Source organism: Bradymonas sediminis (assembly GCF_003258315.1).
GTDB lineage: Bacteria > Myxococcota_A > Bradymonadia > Bradymonadales > Bradymonadaceae > Bradymonas > Bradymonas sediminis.
Genome location: NZ_CP030032.1, coordinates 4,205,819 through 4,228,183 on the forward strand (window position 1 = coordinate 4,205,819; position 22,365 = coordinate 4,228,183).

At 63.7% G+C, this 22,365-nt stretch carries 17 protein-coding genes; 12 read left to right on the forward strand and 5 right to left on the reverse strand.

Annotated features, from left to right (window positions below; translation table 11 throughout):
- Positions 1-263: 263 nt before the first annotated feature.
- Entirely contained in the window at positions 264-1,442 is a 1,179-nt protein-coding gene (locus tag DN745_RS15810; RefSeq protein ID WP_111336298.1) for an acyl-CoA dehydrogenase family protein, read from the forward strand.
- Positions 1,443-1,475: 33 nt separating this feature from the next.
- Here DN745_RS15810 and DN745_RS15815 read toward each other — a convergent pair whose 3' ends face one another.
- Positions 1,476-2,225: a hypothetical protein gene (locus DN745_RS15815; RefSeq protein ID WP_111336300.1), complete on the reverse strand. Its 750-nt coding sequence runs from the start codon at positions 2,223-2,225 to the stop codon at positions 1,476-1,478.
- A gap of 176 nt (positions 2,226-2,401) precedes the next feature.
- On the opposite strand from DN745_RS15815, the gene DN745_RS15820 reads away from it, so the two are divergent.
- On the forward strand, positions 2,402-3,388 hold the full coding sequence (locus DN745_RS15820) for a dimethylarginine dimethylaminohydrolase family protein (protein WP_111336301.1): 987 nt from the start codon (positions 2,402-2,404) through the stop codon (positions 3,386-3,388).
- A gap of 124 nt (positions 3,389-3,512) precedes the next feature.
- Here DN745_RS15820 and DN745_RS15825 read toward each other — a convergent pair whose 3' ends face one another.
- Positions 3,513-6,044 (reverse strand): putative metal-binding motif-containing protein, encoded by a 2,532-nt coding sequence (locus tag DN745_RS15825; protein WP_111336303.1) that lies wholly within the window; start codon positions 6,042-6,044, stop codon positions 3,513-3,515.
- Between the two features lie 310 nt (positions 6,045-6,354).
- Between DN745_RS15825 and DN745_RS15830 the strand changes: the two genes are divergently transcribed.
- The 10 genes from DN745_RS15830 (at position 6,355) to DN745_RS15875 (ending at position 21,275) form a co-directional block, all read left to right on the forward strand.
- Entirely contained in the window at positions 6,355-8,127 is a 1,773-nt protein-coding gene (locus DN745_RS15830) for a serine/threonine protein kinase (RefSeq protein ID WP_111336305.1), read from the forward strand.
- Between the two features lie 68 nt (positions 8,128-8,195).
- Complete coding sequence (locus DN745_RS15835; protein ID WP_162687723.1) at positions 8,196-9,170, forward strand: PEGA domain-containing protein; 975 nt, start codon at positions 8,196-8,198, stop codon at positions 9,168-9,170.
- 44 nt (positions 9,171-9,214) lie between these two features.
- Entirely contained in the window at positions 9,215-10,738 is a 1,524-nt protein-coding gene (locus tag DN745_RS15840; protein ID WP_133622148.1) for an RCC1 domain-containing protein, read from the forward strand.
- Positions 10,739-11,180: 442 nt separating this feature from the next.
- Positions 11,181-12,152 (forward strand): hypothetical protein, encoded by a 972-nt coding sequence (locus tag DN745_RS15845; protein ID WP_133622147.1) that lies wholly within the window; start codon positions 11,181-11,183, stop codon positions 12,150-12,152.
- A 22-nt stretch (positions 12,153-12,174) separates the two neighbouring features.
- Positions 12,175-13,545 carry a pilus assembly protein TadG-related protein gene (locus DN745_RS15850; protein WP_162687724.1) on the forward strand — a complete coding sequence of 457 codons (1,371 nt, stop codon included), beginning with the start codon at positions 12,175-12,177 and terminating at the stop codon, positions 13,543-13,545.
- A complete protein-coding gene (locus DN745_RS15855; protein WP_111336314.1) occupies positions 13,542-14,402 on the forward strand; it encodes a TadE/TadG family type IV pilus assembly protein in 861 nt (286 codons plus the stop codon). The genes DN745_RS15850 and DN745_RS15855 overlap by 4 nt, the downstream gene beginning before the upstream one ends.
- On the forward strand, positions 14,399-15,403 hold the full coding sequence (locus DN745_RS15860; RefSeq protein ID WP_111336315.1) for a hypothetical protein: 1,005 nt from the start codon (positions 14,399-14,401) through the stop codon (positions 15,401-15,403). The genes DN745_RS15855 and DN745_RS15860 overlap by 4 nt, the downstream gene beginning before the upstream one ends.
- A gap of 33 nt (positions 15,404-15,436) precedes the next feature.
- Positions 15,437-18,718, forward strand: coding sequence for an N-acetylmuramoyl-L-alanine amidase (locus tag DN745_RS15865; protein ID WP_111336317.1), 3,282 nt, complete (start codon positions 15,437-15,439; stop codon positions 18,716-18,718).
- 80 nt (positions 18,719-18,798) lie between these two features.
- The gene (locus DN745_RS15870; RefSeq protein ID WP_133622146.1) at positions 18,799-19,446 is read left to right on the forward strand and encodes a hypothetical protein; all 648 of its coding nucleotides are present in this window, start codon (positions 18,799-18,801) and stop codon (positions 19,444-19,446) included.
- A 131-nt stretch (positions 19,447-19,577) separates the two neighbouring features.
- A complete protein-coding gene (locus tag DN745_RS15875) occupies positions 19,578-21,275 on the forward strand; it encodes a serine/threonine protein kinase (RefSeq protein WP_133622145.1) in 1,698 nt (565 codons plus the stop codon).
- 1 nt (position 21,276) lies between these two features.
- On the opposite strand, the gene DN745_RS15880 is transcribed toward DN745_RS15875, so the two are convergent.
- From DN745_RS15880 to DN745_RS15890, 3 genes are read right to left on the reverse strand one after another with little or no spacing between them, the layout of a single operon-like run.
- Positions 21,277-21,570, reverse strand: a complete 294-nt coding sequence (locus tag DN745_RS15880; RefSeq protein WP_111336322.1) for a 4Fe-4S dicluster domain-containing protein — start codon at positions 21,568-21,570, stop codon at positions 21,277-21,279.
- 41 nt (positions 21,571-21,611) lie between these two features.
- A complete protein-coding gene (locus tag DN745_RS15885; RefSeq protein ID WP_111336324.1) occupies positions 21,612-22,100 on the reverse strand; it encodes a cytochrome C in 489 nt (162 codons plus the stop codon).
- The gene (locus DN745_RS15890) at positions 22,097-22,354 is read right to left on the reverse strand and encodes a hypothetical protein (protein WP_111336326.1); all 258 of its coding nucleotides are present in this window, start codon (positions 22,352-22,354) and stop codon (positions 22,097-22,099) included. The genes DN745_RS15885 and DN745_RS15890 overlap by 4 nt, the downstream gene beginning before the upstream one ends.
- Between the last annotated feature and the right edge of the window lie 11 nt (positions 22,355-22,365).

Below are 22,365 nucleotides of genomic sequence, written 5' to 3' on the forward strand. Positions count from 1 at the left end.
CGTCATTTAGATAAGTTATGAGCCGATTTATAGCCTCGCTATATAAGCTGCGGATAGCGATGCTACAAAAGAGGCGCGCCTTCAAGTGAAAAGGTCGCCACTGCTTAGCATCGGGCCTCGAAGAGCGTCAAGAACGGGCGGGCATAGAAGGCCGGCGAGGACTATGCTATTTCGGGACGGATCCCCAGTGGAATAACCCGCCTATTCGCGTTATTATCACCACGCATTTTGCCCCCCCGAATTAAGCCCAGGAGAGCCGCCTTATGGCCGATCTATTCAACCCGACCGACGAACACAAGCAACTACGTGAGATGGTACGCGCCTTTACAGAGCGCGAAGTCGATCCGCAGGCCGAAGCCTTCGACCGCAGCGAGGAGTTCAATATCGAGCTTTTCCGCAAGCTCGGGGATCTGGGATTATTGGGAATCACGGCGCCGACCGAGTTCGGCGGCTCCGGCATGGACGCCAGCGCGGCGGTCATCGCCCACGAAGAACTCTCGGCGGCCGACCCCGGGTTCTGCCTGGCCTACCTGGCCCACTCGATGCTCTTCGTGAATAACCTGGCGGTCAACGGCGACGACGCCCAGCGCGCGCGCTTCTTGCCCGACGCCTGCAGCGGCAAGGCCATCGGCGGCATGTGCATGAGCGAGCCCGACGCCGGCACCGACGTGCTGGGGATGCGCACCACGGCGGTCAAAGAGGGCGACGAGTATATCCTCAACGGCCAGAAAATGTGGATCACCAACGGCGCCATCGCCGCCGGTGAGCTGGGCGACATCTTTTTGGTCTACGCCAAGACCGGCCCCAGCGACGGGCGTGAGGTCTCGCTCTTCGTGGTCGAAAAGGGCACGCCCGGGTTCTCGCTGGGCCAGAAAATCCACAATAAGCTGGGCATGCGCGCCTCGACGACCGCCGAGCTGGTCTTCGACCATTGCCGCGTCCCCGCCGAGAACCTGGTCGGAACCCCCGGCAAGGCCCTCAAATCCATGATGCGAAACCTGGCCATCGAGCGCCTCACCTTGGCCGCGATGAGCCTGGGCATCGCGCGGCGCTGCGTCGAGGTCATGAACCGCTACGCCACCGAGCGCACCTCCTTTGGCAAACCGCTCAACCGCTTCGGCCAGATCCAGCGCCATATCGCCGAATCCTACGCCGAGTATATGGCCGGTCGAAGCTACGTATATAACGTCGCCGGCCAGCTCGACCTCGGCGCCTTCGGCCACCGCATCGACTCCGACGGCGCCAAGCTCTACTGCTCCACGATGGCCAAGAACGTCTCCGACCGCGCCATTCAGGTGCTCGGCGGCTACGGCTATGTCGGCGAATATCAGGTGGAGCGGCTGTGGCGAGACGCCAAATTGCTCGAGATTGGCGGCGGAACGATCGAGGCGCACCAGAAGAATATGACCCGCGACCTGTCGCAATTGGGTCAAATCCTCTAAGCGCGCCTCAGGGGTGCGTCACTCGCGGCTTCGTCAGGAACGGGCGAAGTCGCGCACCCAGCGGATCGTCCACCAGATATTGAGCACGATAAAGATCCCGATGATCCCCGAGATCAACACATACCACCAATGACTCATGGGGGTCGTGCCGACCTCGACGATATAGGCGTCGACGCATTCCTCGCCGCTCTCGTCGAGGATGCGCTGCTCCTTTTCGCCCAACTGCATACCGCAGAAATAGGTATAATATTGGCCGAAATAATAGCCCCGAAGCCCCGCATAGCGCTCCGGCACCTCGCTGAGGCGAAGCGCGCGGCCTGAGCCCTCGAAGAATTGGCGGTCGATATCGCCCTTCTTATTGGCCTGGGCGGCGCGCTCAAGCTCGCTTAGGTCCGCGTCCTCGCGCGGCATCTCGACGTACACGTCGCTGCCGGCCAACTTAAAGAACATAAACCGCTCGCTCTGCGAGCGCCGCGACGGCACGCCGCTTAAGCTGACGTAGCGGTTATGCGGGATATCCGGTTTGAAATTCGGGTCCTGCGCGCTAAGCGTGGCGAACTCGAGGACGTTGCCGATCTCGACGGGCTCCGAGGAGCTGAAGAAATACGACAGCGGCACCTTCCAGTCGTGGATCAGCGAGGCGCCGAACCAGATGACGACCAGAAACAGAATCGGTCGTAGGATCGAGCCGCGCTGGCCCGAGGACGCCAGGCCCAGGAGCTCCGGGTCAATCTCTTCATCGAACGCTGAGTCCGGCTTAGGTTTTTGGGACTCTTCGACCATAATCTTTCACCGTGAGGAAGAACGTCTGAGGCACCAGGCGCGTATGCCACTGCGATCGTTTGCGTGCTGGTACTTATGCCAAGATGCGCCGATGATCAATCTATTCGCGCGCGCCGGGGATTCCGGCGGCGCGACCCATAATTAGAGAGACAACTCTTTTTGGCCAAGGTTTCGACATGTCAGAAATTGAAGACGCTGAGAGTCAACATAACATAGCCGAGCCCCAAACGCCGGTATTTTTAATGTCGCCGCCGCGCTCGGATTGGGCGCTCAAGGGAAAGGCGAATTTCCGCTCGCGCCAGGCCGCCCCGGCCGACGCCCAGCTCGCCCGCCAGGAGTGGAGCGCGCTGGCCGACGCGATCGTGGCGGCCGGCGGCGAGGTGCTGGTCTGCCCGCCGAACCCCGAGGCGGCGCTCACCGGCATGATCTACACCGCCGAGGCCGGCGAATTCTTCCGAAAGGACGGCGATGGCGCGTTTCTTTTGCCGAAGATGGCCTCGCCGCACCGGCGCGCCGAGGCCGCCTGGATCGGCCCCTGGGTCGCCAGCCTTGGCATCGAGGTCATCGCCCCGGACCCCGACGCCCCGCTGTGGGAGGCCCAGGGCGACGCCATCCGCGCCGCCGGCGCCGCCCAGATCGTGCACACTTACGGCGTCGGCCCGGACGCGCGCAGCGAGCGCGGCGCCTACGCGCGCGTCGCCGACCTGCTCAGCCCCGAGCATCTGCTCATCGAATTCGACGCCGACCCCTGGTTTCACGGCAATACCTTCCTCAATATCTACCGCGCCCCGGCCGGCGACGCTCACCTGATGGTGGTGTGCCCCGAGGCGCTCACGGACGCCGAATACGCGCGGCTTCGCGCCTTTTTACCCGACGCGCGCGTCCACGAGATCACCCGCGCCGAGAGCATCGGCTACGACACCAACGCCCTGCAGGTCGGCCGCACCGTGCTGGCGCCGCCGTCGCTGTCGCCCGGCACCCAGACCGCGATGCAGGCGCTCGGCCTCGAGGTCAAGCATATCGAGCTGGCCGAGCTCTTCGTCAAAGGCGGCGGCGCCCCGGTCTGCCTGAGCAACCGGCTGTGGGGCCTGCAGGTCGACGAGCTCCCGGCCGAGGCGCGCTGGTCGCTCAACTCCACCATCGAGGCCCACGAGATAGGGTGACCTGCCCCCGCCCCCCCAACAACGGGGCTCGCCACCCAGGGTACCTCACCCCCAAACCCCGCCGTTGGGCCCCGACCCACAGCCAACCTGTGTCAGAGCCCCCGGCGGTGAGGGTTGGGTGCGCCTATTTGCGCCTGATCTGGTACGGCGTGCCCATGATCGGCGAGCCACCCGAGCAGCGCGGGTAGACCGCGAGGGCCCAGTTCATCTGGGACGTGCAGCCGGCGATCTCTGCGCCCTCGCTGGCGCTCGCGCAGCTCCCGTCGAAGGTCTTTGACGTCGTGCCGGCGGTGCCGCGGATGGAGTCGCAGAATTTATCGTCGCAGAATAATTCGATATCGAGATCGGCGTAGGGCTGCCCCTCCGGGTTAAGCCCGGTGGGGTGCGTTAGCTCGATGGTAAAGGGTTGCGTGGGGGAGCCCAACTTAAACCAATCGCGGTCAAAGCGTGGGCAGGAGGCGCAGGAATTCATGTCGCCGTACACCCCGGTGGTCGTCAGGTTATTGCCGCTGAGGCTGTCGTTATCGGGCTCGTGGGCGTCCTGAATGCATTGCGTGGCGCAGCCGGCCCCCTCGTCGACTTCGCCGTTGCAATTGTCATCCTTATTATTGCAGATCTCGATGGCGCCCTCGTAGACGGTCGGGTCGTTATCGTCGCAGTCAGCGCCGAGCTCGCAGTTCTCGCCGCGGCCGTCCATGTCATTGTCGATGCACACCGCGCACGACTTGCCCTCCGGGCAGGTGCGGCTGAGCAGCATCCAGCCGCGGTCACCGACCTCGGTCAGCGGAGCCTCGCTGGTCCGGGTCACCTCGACAAAACCCCAGGCGGCGTTGGCGCCCTTATAGAGCACCTTGACCTTATCACCGGGGTAAATGAAGCGGTGGGCGTTGCCCTCCTGGGAGTAAAACAGCGGCGTGAGCACCTTGACGTCATGAATCTCCGCGGGGCTCACCGGCGCGCCGCCGCAATCGTATCGGGCGTCCTCGATGCGATTGGCGCTGGCGCAGTCGTTATAGTGCGGGCGAAGCGAGCCGTCCGGCAACTTCTCGACCGTGGTACACGGCATCGCCCGGCAATTGTCGTAGGGGTTCTGGCGGACCTGGAAGCTCGGTTTTTTCTGAATCCCGAGGCCGTCCAGGCACACCTCGTTGGCGACCTCGTAGCCGGCGAAGGTGAATTGACTCGGCTCAATCCACCCATAGACGCCGAGGCTCGGCGAATAGCCAAAGACCAGCCCCACCGCGTTGGTATATTCACGCAGCGCCGGGTTGTCGGCGCAGCTCGGGTTTCGCTCGGATTGCACCGCGAAATAATCGCCGGCGCTCAATTTACCCAGGAGCATATCGGGGTCGCCGAGGCCGCTGCCTAAGCCCGAAATAACGTCGACATCGTTGATGCCATCACGCACTTTATAGGGATAATAACCCACATTATCGGCCGTGGATTTCCACGCCTCCAGGATCCCATCGCAGGTATCGCCGCCGGTGTTGTCGGCGGTGCCGGCGCATATCTGGTTGGGCTGGCATTCGGGCAAGCCGACGTCGATCAGGCAGCCGGGAGAGTCGGCGCAATCGGTCGAACAGATATCGGTCGTCTCACCCGGCGAGCAGACGCCGTCGCCGCAAAAGGTCCCGGCGGAGCACTCGCCGCAGTCGGCCACGCAGGCGCAGGGAGCTTCTTCGGGCTGACAAATGCCGTCGCCGCAGCGCGGCATGCAGCTGCCACAATCCTGCGGGCAATCCTGGCAGGTTTCGCCGAAGCATTGCCCGTCGGGGCATGTCGCCGGGTCGGCGGCTTCGCAGTCGAGCGGGCAGCTCACCGCGTCCTCGGTGCCGTTGCACACCCCGTCGCCGCACGCCGGTCCGGGGCTACCGCAGTCGATCGGGCAATTTTGCGGGCTCTCGATCCCCTTGCATTCGCCGTCGCCGCAGCCGTCGGCCGGGCTCAGGCAGATGCCGCAATCGGGCTCACAGCTCTCGCAGGATTCGGACGCCCCGCACACCCGATCGCCACACCCCGTGCACGGGCCGCAGCCGGAGGGGCAATTCTGGCAATTCTCGCCGGCGCCGCATTGGCCGGGCTGGCAGGTCGGGCTGCACTCCCCGCAGTCCTGGGCGCAGCTCTCGCAATCTTCGGTGCCGTTGCACACATTATCGCCGCAGGCGGTGGTCGGGAATCCACAATCATAGGGGCAGTTCTGCGAGTTCTCATCGGGCTGACACACGCCGTCGCCGCAGGTGTCGGCGCACTCTCCACAGTCATCCACGCAGGTCGTGCAGGACTCGGTGCCCCAGCAAATCCCGTCGCCACATTGCACCTGACAGACCCCGCAATCCTCGGGGCAACTTCGGCAATCATCGCCGGAGGCAGGCGCGCAGACGCCGTCCCCGCAGGCCTCACTGCGGGCGCAGTCCTCGGGGCAATTCTGGCTATCCTCGATCCCAAGGCATACGCCATCTCCGCAGAATTGAGCGCCCGGCTCATGCGAGGTGCCGTCCCCCGGGCGAATATCATCGCCCAGCCCGTCGGCGCCCACCCCATCGCCACCACCGGTCGACACGCCCCCATTATTCTGCTTCTTGCCCGTGACCAGGCGAGAGTCCCCGCAATCGCCGCATGCGCCCAGGAAGAGGGATAAAATCGCAAAACAAATCACTCGACTAATCAGATACCGCCGTTCGCAAAACATAGGAGGAGCCTGGGGATGCGGAATATATAACGACAAGATTTAAATACTCTAACCTTTACAAGACATCATGACAAAGCTAGCACAAATCGAAAGCGTAGTACGGCACGTGTTGGAATAATAGTTCTGACTGACTGGCGCTCATTATTCAATCCGTCCGGCGCCCAACGCCTGCGTGAGGCGGCCCAAGTTGTGAAGACCCTGTGAGCGTGGTAATTTCAGGGGTGCATCTGACGCGCCCGTGCAGCCTCAAAGAACTCTATCTTCGAGCCTCTATTGTATGCGTGATAAAGCTCCAACATCGCTTCGGGACACCGAGATGCCTCGGGAAGGCGACGTGATCGATGGCCGCTACCTTGTCGATAAGGTGATCGGTCGCGGCGGGATGAGCTGTATCGTGCGCGCCCGCCAGCTCACGATGCAGCGCGATGTGGCGATTAAATTATTGCACCCGCATGTGGCCGAAGACGCGGCGACGCTGACGCGTTTTGAGCGCGAAGTGCACCTGGCCAAGAGCCTGGCCCACCCCAATATCATCCAATATTACGACTACGGCACGCTCGATAATGGCAGCATGTACCTGGTCATGGAGCTGCTCAACGGGTGCGATTTACACGCGTTGATCCAGCAGGAAGGCACCCTCGGGCTGCACCGCGCGATCGACATCACGATTCAAATCCTCGACGGGCTCACCGAGGCCCACGCGAAGTCGGTGATCCACCGCGATCTCAAGCCGCGCAATATCTTTATGCTCGAGCTGAACCGGCGCGGCGATTATGTCAAAATCCTGGACTTTGGCATCGCCAAGTCCATGCGCGCCGGGGAGTCGGAGCTGACCAAGACGGGCGTGGTGTGCGGGACGCCGTCTTATCTGGCGCCCGAGCTCCTGATCACCCAGCAGGTCAGCCCGGGGTCGGACCTCTATTCGGTGGGGCTGGTCTTTTTGGAGATGCTCACCGGGCGCCGAGCGTTTAAGGCCGACACGATGGCGCGCACCTTTTTTATGCAGCTGCGCCACCCGGTGCCGATCCCGGCGGGGTATCGAGGCACGCCGCTTGAGAAATTCCTGCTGCATGCCCTGGCCAAACACCCCGACGACCGCTTCTTGAGCGCCCAGGAGATGATCGACGAGCTCGAGGTCTTGCGGCTGCAATTCCCCACCGATATTCGCCTGGATCCCGGCTCCATCGACAGCCTGGTGGACTCGGCGGCGTCGAAGGCCCCGGGGATGTCGGCGATTGATAATATGGGGCTTGAGATCCTGCGCGACCCCGCCTGGGCCATCACCCCCACGCCGATGCCCGTGCACCTTGACCCGCCGGTCGGCGACGACGAGCCGACGACGCTGGCGGAGTGGAGCTCCCAAACCAAGCCGTCGCGCGCCGCGCTCGCCCAGTCCGCGGCGCACGGCGACTCCAGCGCCGACCCGCAGGGATTCTCGGCGCCTCAGTCGCCGGCGCTTATCCCCGCCAAGCCGAGGCGCACCGCCCAACCTCTTCGCACCGAAGAGATGGCCCGCGTGGACCGGGCGGATGTCGAGGATGACACCCCGCGCTCGCGCGCCCTATTGTTCGGCGCCTTAGCCCTCGGCCTGGCCGCCGCCCTGGGCCTCACTCTCAGCGCAAATTTCATAAATAATTCAACCACATCTGAGGTGAGCACGGCGTCATCTGAGCCTCCATCTCCCGCCACCCCAGCTTCGAGCAAACCCGGGCTCGCCCCCAAGCCGGACCCGGACTTCGCCTTTATCAACCGCCTCGACGAGCCGGCCGAACCTGTCATCGAACCCGCGCCTGCGGGGGAAAAGGACTCGGATTCGAGCGCGCCCCAGAACGCCAAGCCAGACCCGGCGCCCCCCGAGTCCACGCCGGCGCCACCCACGCCCGCCGACACGGCGACTCCCCAAGCGCCGAGCGCGCCGGCGCCGGCAAAGGCGCCCAAAAAATCGACAAAGAAGACAGCGCCGAGGACGCGCCCGAGACCCGCGCCCAAGAAGCGCGCGCCGACCTCGGTCGACGACATCATGAATAATAACACCATTTTTGGAGACTGATCGCGCCCATGCGTCTTCCCGCCGACATATTGAACGCGCTCCGCTCGCCGGGTCTTCGGGTAGCCGCGATGCTTATGATTGCCCTGGCCGCCCTGCCCCTGGCCCCGCAGACGGCGCAGGCCCAGGCGAGCATCAGCGCCGAGGATCTTGCGCGCTTTAAGCTGCGCGTAAGCGACGGAAAGCGGCTTTTTGAGATGGGAAAATACCGCGCCTCGATCGAGCAATTCGAGGCCGCCCGCGACATCTACGACCACTCGCGCCTGCTCTTTAATATCGCCCAATCCTATAAAGCGATGAACGCCTGCGCCCAGGCGCGCGCCATGTTCGATCGCTACCTGGCGGTCCCCGATATCGACCCGAAGATGCGCCAGCACGCGACCTCACTGCGCGAGGAGCTGGCCGACTCATGCGTCGAAGAAGGCACGCTGCAGGTTCACTGCACGCCCAAAAACGCAACACTGACGCTGACACAGCTTACGCCCGACGGCGCCCGCGAGGCCGCCCAGCCGGCGAGCTGCCCCCTGGATTCGAAGCTGCGCGTCGGGCGCTACGAGCTCCGCGCGCAGGCGCCCGGGTTTGTCCCCAGCGCCCAGCAAATTGAGGTGCGCCGCGACGAAACCCAGAGTCTGCGGCTGACCCTGGAGGCCGAGCCGCGCTTGCTGGACCCGGAGCTCGAAGAGGTCCTTATCTACTCCACGATCGGCGTGGGCGCGGCGACCGTGGTGGCCGGATTCATCTCCGATTATACGGCGGTCTCGCGGCTCGACGAACTCCACCAAGCCCAGCGCGCGCAGGACGCCCGCGCGGTGGCCGAACTGCGCGATCAGGCCGACACCGCCTCGACGCGCAGCGCGATCCTCTACGGGGTCGGCGGCGTGATTTTGGCCGGCGGCGTGACCTGGAAGATCATCCAGATGAGCGCGAACTCCGAAGGCGATACGCGAGCCCACGCCCGCCAAACCGGGGCGGATTCAGCCAAGGCCGGCGCGCAATTTTCGGTCGACATTGGCCTCAATAATATCTCAACGCGCCTTGATTGGTGATTGATAATTTTTTCGATGATGAATTGGATAGGCTTGAACCACTGATGACTCCTCAGAACCCACATATCCGCAGCAACCGACGCGGCGACTGGCGCCACGCGATCGCCATCGCCGCGATCGGGTGGGCGATCCTGGGCGCGAGCGGATGCCAGCCCGAGGCGTCGAATTGCAGCGCGGACACGGATTGCGAGGCGGGTTGGGAATGCGCGTCCGGCGGCGGACTCCTGGTGCGCGGCGGCGTGTGTGTGCTGCGCGACGAGGTCGCGCGCCCCGACGCCGGCCCGGGCGACGACGCGATGGACGCCGAAGATATACAGACAGACGGCGGCGATGCCGGGGAGTGCATACCCCAGACCTGCGCAGACCTCGGGGCGACCTGCGGAGTGGTCGACGATGGATGCGGCGACGCGCTTTCGTGCGGCGGCGCCGAGTGCGTCGCGTCGTTGAGCGCGGGCGCGCAGCATAGCTGTGCGGTGCGCGGCGATGGCAGCATTTTTTGCTGGGGCGCCAATCAGGGCGGGCAATTGGGCAGCGGTGATTTCGAGGACCAGCTCACCCCCACGCGTGTGCTGATGTCGAGCGTGGACTTCAAGGCCACCGCGGTCAGCACCGGCCAGCAGCACTCCTGCGCGCTCAACGAAAAAGGCCTTGCCTGGTGCTGGGGCTCCAACCAACTTGTCGGCTCCGGAGAATGCTTCGGCCAACTCGGCACCGGCGATGATTGCGCGACGCTGCCGCGCACCAACCGTCCCGCCATCGCGGTCGACCGCGAGCAGGTAGACCCCAGGGTCGTCTCATTGCAGACCCGCGAGAACCTAAATTGCATGCGCAACCACGCCGGCCAGGCGTATTGCTGGGGAAGCGGCGCCCACGGCCAGGTCGGAAATGGCGACAGCCTCGCGGCCAACATCGCGCCGGCGAAGGTGCAGGGCTATGCGGGAGAATTTCTCGCGCTCGGGCTCTCCGAATGCTACGCGTGCGGGCTCAGCGCAGACGGGCTGGTCTGCTGGGGCGACTTCGCCGACGGATGCAGCGGCTCCGGCGAGCAAAACCAGGCCGTGGTGCACTTCGACGCGTTTCAGTTTGAGACCAGCGCCTGCGTCGCGCCGCACGGCTGCATCGCCGGCGGCCGGGCCCACACCTGCTTTATCGACGCGCTCGGAAAGCTCTATTGCTTCAATGACAACGCATCTGGCCAGTTGGGCGTCGACCCCGCGACGCCGCAGAGCCCGACCCCGGTCGAGGTTAGCGGGTTGCCTGGCTTCGTGATTCAGGTGGTCGCGGGGGACCAATTTAGCTGCGCCCTGCAGAGCAATGGGGATGTCTATTGCTGGGGCGCCAATGGGTCCGGCCAGCTCGGCGACGCCAGCCAGACCGCCTCCTATACGCCGGTCAAGGTCGGGCTGAGCGCGCCCGCCGCGCGCATCAGCGCGGGCGATTCACACGCGTGTGCCGCGCTGGAGTCGGGGGAGATTCAATGCTGGGGCGACAATGGGAAGGGGCAATTGGGCAATGGAACCTCGGGCAGCGGCGCACTCGCCGCATCGCCGGTCACGGTGCAATTTTGAGAGTTTATCATTGCAACATCGCCCCGCAGCAGGGTGCACCAGCGTCGCCAAGGGAACTTCACTCCCCAGAACGCGCGGATTACGTGACAACTTGGCACGCCCCGCGCCGCCGACGCCCGATGTGCTTGAATTCCCTACACCTGCGCATAATGTGTGATAACCGCACCGCGCAGGCTCCCACGGGCACGTGGGCCCGCGATCTGCACAAATCAGATCGATTTTGGTATACTTAGTGCAAGTGTTTCTGAGCCAATTGGGCGCAGACAGAAGCTACTGACTCATTCGTTCAAACGACAATTTGTGATGCCCAGGCCGACGAAGAAGACAATATGGACGCCTGATTAATCCGCTCGATTATTTTCTTAAGTAAGGTGCTGCGATGCGCGAACTCCCCACAGCCGACTCGAAACGCGACCGTCTAGCGACGCGACCACGGGGAGTTTTGCCGGCTTTGGTAGTCGCCGGATTCCACGGCCTGGTGGTGTTGATCATGGGGGCGGCGACTGCGGCCCTCTTCAGCACGAGCATCACGGTCGACGCGCTTCGCTGGGCGTGGCAGCAGCAAGAAGGGCTGGCATCGATCGGGCTGGGAATCGCCGGCCACCTGGGCCTCTGCGCGTTGGTCTGGGCGACGCTATTCTTGAGCGCCACGCGCATGAGACAACTTTGGCGAGCCAACGCCGAACCCGTTAGATTGACGCCCAAACCGATCGGCAGCGTGCTCACCGAAACCCTGGTCGTATTGCCGGTGGCGCTGGTCCTCATCATGGGGATCGCGCAATTGGCCCTGGTCAATATCACCGGGACGCTGGCCGATTTGGCGGTGATTCAATCCGCGCGCAGCGCCTGGGTCTGGATGCCCGAGGCGACCGAAGGCCGCTTCAACGTCGACCGCAGCCTGGTCGCCGAGAAAGCGCGCGTTCAGGCCGCGGCGGTCCTGGCCCCCACCGCATCCTCCGAATTCGGCAACTTCCGCCTGGGCGCTCACCCGGACTATACCAAGACCTTTCAAAAGACGATGGGCGCCATCTTTGGCACCCAGATCGAGGGCGGCGGCGGCAGCAATGTGGGCGCCTATGCCAGGGCGCGCGCCGAGCAAAAGCTGACCCCCGGGCTCAACACAACCCCCTCGGAATTCAGCTTCTTCCTGGCCTTCGACGCCTCGAAATTCGAAGATCGAACCGCACGTAAATTCTATAATGCATGGGCTCATACCGAGGTCGAATTAGCCGAAACCGGCGATCGAATCGGCGTAACAATGACCCATCACTATTTCGTCCTCATGCCACTGGTTGCTGGAATTTTCGGCGAGCATAAGCAAATAAATGGCAAACACGGCTATTTTTTGACGCTCGAACGAAAATACACGCTGCGCAAACAGGTGAAAGTCAATGCGAAGCTGCCGCTGCGCTAAAAATAGATGGCTCACACGGGGGATGAGTGACGGTCTGGCGCGCTTCAATCGCGACGACTCCGGCGCGATCTTGCTGCTGGGCCTGGCGGGCATCCTCATCCTGATGATGCTCGGCTGGGTTTTGTACGACACCGGCCAGGTCAGCCGCGACAAAATGGACGTGCAGACCGCCGCCGACACCGCCGCCTATAGCCAGGCCGCGGTGCGCGCCCGGGCGATGAATAACCTCGCCTACGCCAATATCGCCAAGCGCTCGGTGGTGGGGATTCACGCCCAATATTACTCCCTCTGGAAGGGCTATGAGAAATGGTACACCGACACCTGCCCGCCCGACCCCGAAGACGAAGCGGCGGTCACGCTCTGCGAAGAAAACGAGAAGATCTACGAGGCCGAGAAGGACGGGGATTATAAGATCTTTAAGGATAAAAATACCAAGGAGTATTACCTTCAGGATCTCATCGCCATCGACAATTATCAGCGCTACACCCACGCCTTTACCCCGTGGTGGGGTTGGGCCGAGGCGGTGCACCGCGCGGCCCGAAACGGCGCGACGATGGCCTCATCCTTCCCCTATCCGGCCAGCCAGGGCCCCCCGGGGCGCTATCCGCTGGTCAACGCCATCGGGGACCGCGTGCTCAACGAGGTCGGCTGGTCGCCGCTGGTTCGCCACACCAACCTGGTCGACACCCTGCCGGTGATGCTGGCAAGCCACGACATCAATTATGATGACGGCTATCACTTTATGCTCGAGAACGGCATGGGCCCCGAGCACAGCTTCTATAAGGACGAGCGCAACTTCAATAATGACGCGCACAAAGCCGCCTCCGAGGGCATGGCGGGCAGCCAAGACGTCCTGGACCACGCCTTTCAGTTCTTTCCGGGCATCATCCGAACCGAATCCAAAGACGCGTTCGGCAAACACGGTGAACCCTGGACCCTCTTCAACCCGGCCGAGCCGGCGCGCTGGAGCCTGCTGACCTCGAACCTGGTCTTCACCTACCGCCACGAAAAAGAGCTCTTCGGGGATATGCGCAATAAATACGGCTATATGAAGAAAGACTATAGCCTCGAGGACGAAGAGAAATACCGCTCCAGCGGCTATTGGGGCATGGCGCGCGCGGAGATGTCATTTCAGGGCGGCTTCCGCACCCCCGACCTGTGGCACCCGCGCTGGACCGCGCGCATGCGCCCGGTCGCGCTGCCTGGCGAGATGCAGAAGGTCGGCGTCGAGATGTCGAGCGTCTACCACGATATGCTCCCCTTCCTTGCGTTTAGCGGCATCCTCATCACCGGAAGCTCGTCGATCATCAACGAATCCTTTGATGACCTGGTCTTCATGGAACGCGCGACCCGCGCCCTCGGCCACTCAACCGTGGAGGGCATCACGAAATGAAACGACTCCAGTCGCTCAAAACCAAGCTGACCCGCCCGATGCGCAGATTTCTGGCCGATGAAGGCGGCGCGACGCTGACCGAGTTCATCATCACCTTGCCGATCTTTATCCTGATTTTTGCGGGCATCGCCAACCTGTCGCGCCTGAACACCGCGGTGGTGCGCACCAGCGGGGTCGCCTACGCCACGATGTGGGATAACGCGCTGGAGGTCCAAAAAGACACCGCGGGCATTCACACCTCGGTGGGCCACGCCGGCAGCGCCATCAAGGCGAATATGACCACCTACCGTGACAAACAAGAAGAGGACTACGTCCACCAGGTGGTGCGCCGTGAGACCAACGCCCAGGGCTCGGGCCTGGCCTCGAAGGGAACGCTCGGGGAGTCGGAGGCGCGGGTACGATCGACGCATAAGGAGATCAAACTTCGCTGGATCCACGCCGACGTGACCTCCAATATCCAGCCCATCGTGGGCGACTCGACCTACGGCAAACGCCTCTTCGACGATGGCTCATCAGCCCCGCGCGTCAGCTTTAACTCCAGCAACGGCTTCGGCACCGGCACCACCGGGCTCACCGGCTCCAAGCCCCGCCTGGCGCACGCGACCTCCGCGCATTACGGCGAAGAAATGGGCACCGACACCCAGACCGTGACGATCGCCGGGCAGCAATTCCATATCTATCAATATTATAACACGCTGGTGTCGCCGCGCTGGCAGCGCGAAGACGCCGCAGGTGTCGTGGCGCGCGGCGCCCTCAAGGGCATCTCGGCCTACGATAACCTGCTCGGTATCGCCGAGACTCAGCGCCTGACCAAGCAGTCCCAGACGGTCAATAAGATAAAGGGAGCGATGGAATGACACAGCAACGCAGCGCCCCAAAAACGTCGCGCGCGCGCCGACTCCTCTCGCTCACCGCCCTGCTCTTCGCCGGCGCCGGCCTGGTGGTCGTCGGGCTGAGCGCAACCGTCTGGGCCCCCGGCGACGGCGTGTCGGTCTCCCAGGCCAATATCCTCGACCTCTTTAGCGCCGACGCTAACCCCCAGGCCGGGTTCCAGCGCGCCCTCAAACACCTGGGCCACGAACCCCCCCGCGCCTTCGATATCAACGGCAATACGATCTATTTCTCGGTCAACCATATCGATAAAAAACCGATCGAGGTGCTCAAGCGCTACCAGGACGAATTCCATCACCAGAAGCTCAACTCCAAGAGCTATATTACCCTGGCCGACGCCGACACCCAGCAGGCCCGCCAGGATATGTTGACCGGCGGCATCATCCCCTCGCGCATCAGCGAGCAATATGTCGCCATGGGCGGCGGCCTGACCGGCAATCACGCCCGCACCCGCGAGGAACTCGCCGGGCTCGAAGCGCAATACCAGCGCGGCGATATCGCCAATAAGTTTAGCGCCTATCGCCACGTCGAGGCGTTCCAGAACCCCGGCGCCCGCTACACCACCGTAGTCGCGAGCTGGAGCGACGAGAAATTCGACTACCGCAAGATGCTCGCCGGCAGTCAGGTCCCGGGGCAAAACGTCGACCCGCGCATTCCGATCTGCCCGGGTTGCACCCGCTTGCAGCGATTTACCGACCTTGATCCCGAGGCCAACCATAGCGACCATATCTTTATCGGCACCTCCAGCGTGGACAAGATCCTCAGCTTTTACGAGCGCTCCTTGAGCGCGCGCGGATGGCAATTGGAGCCGGTCGCCGAGCTCCTACAGGACGCACATCGCGACGACCCCGCACTTTCCAACGCGCAAATGCTGCTCTATCGGCGCGAAGACGGCGCCCTGCGGCTCACGGTTTATCCCAACGGTCCACATAAGATCATCGCACATTTAACCCTGTCTGATGGCTGATTTAAGTCACCAAGTAGATACTCGAGGTTCAAAATGAATAGCGCGCGAACACATCGCTTAGCCCGCCTCTTACTCGGGGCCGCCTGCCTGCTCGCCCTCGCCGGCTGCGGAATGACCGACGACGAACCCGCCGCGGTCATCCCGCAGACCTCGGATATCTATGTGACCCAGGGTCAGGAGGTAAAAACCAAGGACATCAGTGGTTTTTGCAAGGTCCAAACCGACCGGGGCGAGAAGGAACTCCAGGAATATCTGGCCAACGTGGTCAGCTGCGAGGCCGCCTATAGCGCCGATATCGAGGCGCTTAAGGCCCAGGCCATCGCCGCGCGCTCGTTCGCGATGTATATCAACCACGGCCTGAAGCGCCCGCTGCGCTCAAGCCAGGCCGACCAGCACTACGCCTGCGGGCGCCCCATCCGCGCCCTCGCCCGCCAGGCCGTCAAAGAGACCGCCGGGGTCGTCGGCCAATATAATGGCACGCTGGTGCCGCTCTTCTACAAGGCCGGCTCCGAGCAACAGACCGCATCCTGCCGGGGCATCGGTGGCGGCGCCACCAACACCGAGCATTTTATCACCTATAACGAGGGCAAGCGCGGCAGCGCCGTCCAGGGCGCCTATGGCCAGCCCAGCAGCAACGACAACCGCGGCGATATGAGCCAATGGGGCGCGGTTTGCCTGGAGCGAAAGGGCAAAAAAGCGCTGGATATCCTGCGCTTTTATTACGGCGCCGACATCGAGACCGTCCAACTTCAGGGCTCCTGCATCGCCAATACGGTCGACGAAGCCGTGCTAACCGACGGCAGCGGCGCGGGCGCGCAAGAGTGTACCTCGACCACCGAGCGCCCCGATATCATCGAGCGCTCCGGCTGGGGCGCACGCCCGCCGCGCTCGCTGACCGGCAAGCACACGCCCAACCGCTTCGCCATTCACCACGCCGTGTCGCCCAATAACCTGTCGGTCTCGGGCGCCGAGCGCATCCGCGGCTTCCAGGACTACCATATGGACGGCCACGGCTGGCCCGATATCGGCTATCACTTCTTGATCGACCGTGACGGTAAAATCTACCGCGGCACCGCCGAAGACCGCATCGGTGCGCACGTCGGCGGGCAGAATACCGGCAACATCGGCATCAGCTTCCTGGGCCAATACCAGCCTCCCTCGGCGCTGGGAATCCCGGCCGCCGAGCCGACCGACGAGGCGCTTAAATCCGCCGGGAAGCTCATTCGCTACCTGGCCGACAAATATAATATCGACGTGAAGCGCTCGGTCGTGCAGGGTCACCGCGAGAACCCGGGCCAATCCACCTCCTGCCCGGGCGATTTGCTGCTCAATCAGATCCCCAAGATCATCACCTACGCCGGCTCCGACGTCCTCTGCGGCCGCCCCGAGCGCCCGCATGACGAGGTTCGTGACACCCCGAAATTCAACCTGGAGGCCACGAATTATAAATATATCAAGATCAAGGCCACCGCCGACACCCCGGCCCCCTACCCGCGCAGCGTCGGCGGGTTCGAGGTCGACTCGGTCTTCTTCCAAACCGACCGCAGCGCCCCGGCCGTCTATGCGTCTTCGGTCGCCAGCAGCTCCGACGACGTGACCGGCGCCAGCGGGGCGACCGGCCCGCCCAATAACGATAGCTGCGGCTCGCGCACCAGCAACGCCGCGGTGCTCGGCGTCGGCGAAGAGATCGTCCTAGGCTTCCCAAGCACCTTCAAAAGCGGCGCGGTGATCTCGGTCGTCCAGAACGAATTCAGCAGCATGGCCGGGTGCAACTCCGGCTATAGCGCCGAGGTCTGGGCCTCGCCCGACAAAGAGAATTGGGTCAAGATCGCCAGCGACATCTCCGGCAATATCTCCGGCCTGAGCGCCCCCGCGTCCAGCGTCCACTTCCAGACACCGCGCGACGGCGCGAGCTACGCCAGCGGCAACCTCAACCTCACCGTGGACGCCTCACCCGACGTCCAACACGTCGAGTATTTCATCGGCGGCCGCTCCATTGGCACCGGCACCGACTGGGATAGCTCCTTCCGCCTGGCCCACCTGCTTGAGGGCGAAGGCACCTATAAAATCACCGCCCGCGCGGTCGGCAGCGACGGACAGACCGTGGCCACCGACACCGTCACCATCACGCTGAGCGACGCGTTCCGCTTCTCCAGCCCGCGCCCCGGCCCGGCCGGCATGTCGGCCCTGGCCCCCAAGGACGCCACCTTCAAGGTGATCGGCGGGCCCTCCGAGATCGTCACCGTCATCTACGAGTCCGACGGCTATAACGTCGGCGAGTCCTCGCAGCGCTCAAGTGACTTCCGGGTCGCCTACTCCTTTGACAACCTCAGCGGCACCGACGGCTTCCGGCGCATCATCGCCTACGCCAAGAACGCAGCCGGTGAGATCATCGCGACCGCCGAACTCGACGTGTTGGTCTCCGCCCACATTCAGGACGGCCTGGAGTGGGTCCGACCGGCCTCTCGCGGCTGGTATAGCCCCAAGATCCGCATGCGCACGCGCCGCCTCAACCCCGAGATTATCTCGGTCGACTACGAGGTCGAGGACAAAGCGGTCTGCCGCTCCGACAACCCTGACACTAACTTCGCCTGCACCCATAAATTCAGCCAACGCGGCTGGGTCGAGATCACGGCGGTCGGCTACGACACCAAAGAGCAACTGAGCGACCCGGCCGAGCGCGAAGCGCACACCATCGCCAAGGTCAAAATCAAGGTCTTCATCACCAACGAGGACGGCACGGTCCCCGGCTATGAGCTCGGCGATGACGATGAACCCCTGCCCGGCTCGGGCAGTGACGGCGGCGGCAGCGCGCCGGGCGGCGGCGGCGAAGCCGACTCCGCTATGGCCGAGAAGCTCGCGGTCCAGGGCGGCCAATGCTCCGGCGTGGGCAACGGCGGCATGGCCGCTCGCTGCAGCAACGGCCGAGGCGGCTATTCCACCGGACAATGCTGGGGCTTTGTAAAAGCCGCGGTCATTCGCTCCGGCCTGGCAACCCGCGCCGACATCGACCGCCTCGCCGCCAAGGTCGGCATGAGCGCCTATCAGGTCCAGGTCAGCGCCTCCGGCTTCACCCACGCCGCCGACCGCGCCAGCCCCGAGGCCCTGGCCTCGACTATGGGCCTTAAAAAGATCGACGTCCCGCCGTCCCAGGCCCCCCGCGGCGCCATCATCGGTTGGTTCGCCGGCTGCCGCGGCTACCACGCCACCTATGGCCATATCGAGGTCGCCATGGGCGACGGGTATGCCTGCTCGGACTTCTGCGGCCCCGTGGGCAACGCGAGCTGCGGACGTGTCTTCGTGCCGATCAAATAGACCCTAGACGAACCCACGGCGCCGGCTTGACCGCCGGCGCCGCTTCCAAATTGCTCATCAATCGCCGAGGAATTCAGGCCATGAAAAATATATCCACCGACTTACGCACACTCCTTGCCCCCTCTAAATCAGGCATCTCGATCGCGCTGCTCGCCCTGGCCCTCGCCGGCTTTGGCTGCGAGGACTCGAAGGTCGTCGGCCAAACCACCGGCAAGAATAATGGCACACAAACTCAACGCGATGTCGGCGGCACCGGCGAGGTTGACGACGCCGGCCACGGCCACGACGAAGATGTCACGCTCATCGCCCCCGGCTTCGTCAACGGCTCCTGGCGCGTCGGCGCCGCCGAGGACCAGTCCCTGATCGTCAACCTTGACCTCATCCAGGAGGACGGCGCCACCGAAGTCGAGGGCTATTATACCATGAGCATGCTCGCCGAGAACGGCGCCGCCGACAAAGGCGGCGACATCATGAGCTCCTCCACCTTCGACGGCACCACGCTCACCGTCCAGTGGAACCCGACCCAAAACGAGAACGAAATCTATACCATCGAGGCGACCAAACAGGACGAAAATAACTTCACCGGAACCCTGAGCGCCCTGGTCTTTACCGACGTTAATCAAGAGATTCGCATCAGCCGATACCCCGGCTCCCCGAGCACCGACGGAGAAGGCGAGGAGACCGCCGGTGATATCGACGCCGGCCAGCAGGGCGGCGCCGGCGGCTGAGGTCGCCCGAGCAAATATCCCCTGAGCACAAGAGCGCCCGTCCACCAAATAGACGGGCGCTCTTTTATGCTCTAAGCTGAGCGCGCAACTCCGTGATTTCGCTTCACTTCTGCCAGCACGCCGATCCCCAAATGAGCTCATCCTCCGAACAAAAAATCCTGCGCGTCGGCACCGTCATCGCAGGCAAATACCGCATCGACAAGGCCATCGCACGCGGCGGCTTCAGCGTCATTTATCGCGCCACGCATATCGAAATGAAGCGCCCGGTGGGGCTCAAGATCCCCACCATCGCCGAGGATATCAAAGCCTCCTGGCTGGAGCGCTTCACCCGCGAGGCGCGCCTGGCCAGCCAACTGACTCACCCCAACACCGTCACGATTTACGACTACGGCCAGGACCCCCACGGCTTCCTCTATATCGCCATGGAGTGGGTTGAGGGCGTCTCCCTCTACCAATACCTCGACAAGCGCGGGGCGCTGCCGCCGCTGGCGGTAGCGCGACTCAGCGTCCAGATCCTGGCCAGCCTGCAAGAGGCCCATCAACTTCATTTTTTGCACCGCGATCTTAAGCCCTCAAATATCATGCTCACCCGTGATTTTCAGGGCCAGGATATGGTCAAGATCCTGGACTTCGGCATCGCCAAAGACCTGAGCGAGAACGCCGAGAGCCTGGCGCGCATCACCCACCAGGGAACCTTCGTGGGCACCCCGCGCTACGCCTCTCCCGAGCAGCTCGAGCAGACCAAACAGCTCGGCCCCCCGTCGGATATCTACTCGCTGGGCCTGTTGATGTGGGAGGCGATGGTCGGCGACCCGGCGGTCCCCTCCACGATCTACGGCGAGTGCGTCGAAAAGCACCTGGGCCCCGAGCCCTGGGTTCTCCCCCCGGCGGTGTCTTGCCCGCCCGGGTTAGAGCGCATCCTCTATAAAGCGCTGGCAAAGCCCACCGTTGATCGCTACCAAACATGCGCCGAAATGCGCCGGGAGTTGCTCGCCTGGCTCAACACCCCCGAGGCGCGCGCAGAAGATGCCGAAGATGTCCCGTTTTCACGACGACGCTCCCCATCACCGCCGCCGCTTCGACAAAAAAATTCGCCGGTCGATCAGCTCTTGCAGGCCGCCAAACAGGCCCGGCCCAAACCGGCGCCCCGGGCCGAAGAAGATCTCCCTCCCCTGGAGTTGGACCTCGCCCGCATCGCCGACGACGGCAGGAATAATCGCGCCGGCCACCCCGCTCAAGCCCGCGCGCCCGGGGAGTATCGCCCCGCCGAGCCCCGCGCACCGCGCGCCAACCTCTGGCCGCGGATCGCCGCCGCCAGCGGCGCCGCTTTGCTCATCGCCCTGCTCGGCTGGTGGGCTTTCTCGGACGACAACTCAGCCGACGCCCCGGCGCCCCCCGAGCCCAGCCAAGCCAGCGCGCTCGCCGAGCCCCACGAAAAACCCGCGCCCCCTCGCCCGGCACCCCGCGATCCGGCGGCCGCCAGCGTCTCGCCATCGCTCGTCTGGGCCGCCATCCAGGAGTCGGGGTGGAAGCGCATCGGCAAGCTCAGCAGCTTTGACGCCGGCGGCCTCACCCAGGAGAACGGGCGCTTTCGCAAAAGCGGGCATACCGTCGCGGTCACCGTCTTTAGCGCCAATGACCACGGTGAGATGCCCGACTATTCCGAGGTCGCCGAGCCCCCCGCCCAGGTGATCGACTTCGGCACTACCTTCGTCCAGGTCGCCCCGGGAACCCCGTCCACCACCGTCGAGGCCATCGACCACCTGGCCGGGAGCCTGCGAAAGCTCCAGGAGATCATCGAGGAGCAAAGAGAAGACGCCGCCCCCTGACTCAGGACTCGAAGAACTTCGCGTTCAGCTCGATATATTCTTCCCACTCCTCGGGCACATCGAACTCCTCGAAGATCGCCTCGACCGGGCACTCCGGCTCACAGGCCCCGCAGTCGATGCAGATCTGCGGGTCGATGAACAACTGCATATTTGCGAGCCTCGCCTCATCGCCGTCGAGCTGGATCTGGCGAATCTCGTCGACCGGCAGCAACCCGTGAATGCAATCCACCGGGCACACCTCAACACACGAAGCATCCAGGCAGCCAAGACACGGCTGGGTAATTACAAAAGCCATTTGCTCTCTCCCTTGCTAAAAACTCACCCCAATTTCGGCGACTATTCCCCGGCGCGCGTCTGCCAGGTCGGCGCCTCGCGATAGTCCCCCGCGGGGCTCCAATAATGCAGCGAATAAAACATCGCCGCGGCAAAGATCAGGATAAACAGCACCCAGACCCAGGTCGGCACCGGCGTGGGTGCCTCGGCGCGCGACGGCTCCCAATCGTCGTTCCCCGAGCCGCTAAACGCGTGGATCATCACCGACATATCGCCGTCGACCACCTCGTTATCCTTGAGCCCGTGCACCTCAATCGCCGGGCCGTTTCGCACCCGAAAATCGATCTCACGCACGCCGATCGTGCCGTTGGCGCACATCGCCTCGACGCGCATCTTATGCGCCCCGTCGCGCATCTCGCGGGTGTCCAATTGCACCCGCCCGGGCGGCTTGTAGCGCGCGACGGGTTCCACCTCATCGTCGATATAGACCGACACCCAGCACACCGACTGCTTCGACCCACACGCCGGGGCCACGCTCTCACTGATAGTCATCGGGGGCCTCCGTCATGCAAAATACGGCGCTTGATATGGTTTGCGCCTTTCTCGCCGGGGCGAAATAGGTAGCGAAACGTCATCGCCAGCGACACGATCAACACCACCCAGGCCACGCCCACGATCCCCAGCTCCACGCCATTGGGCTCGTAGGCCCCCGAATGCCCGTGCTCATCGACATGCAGCGACCAGGACCCGGGCTCCGCGCCCGAGTGCGCGGCCTCGCCATTCATCTTCTCCATCGGTTTGCTCATCGTCTCACTCC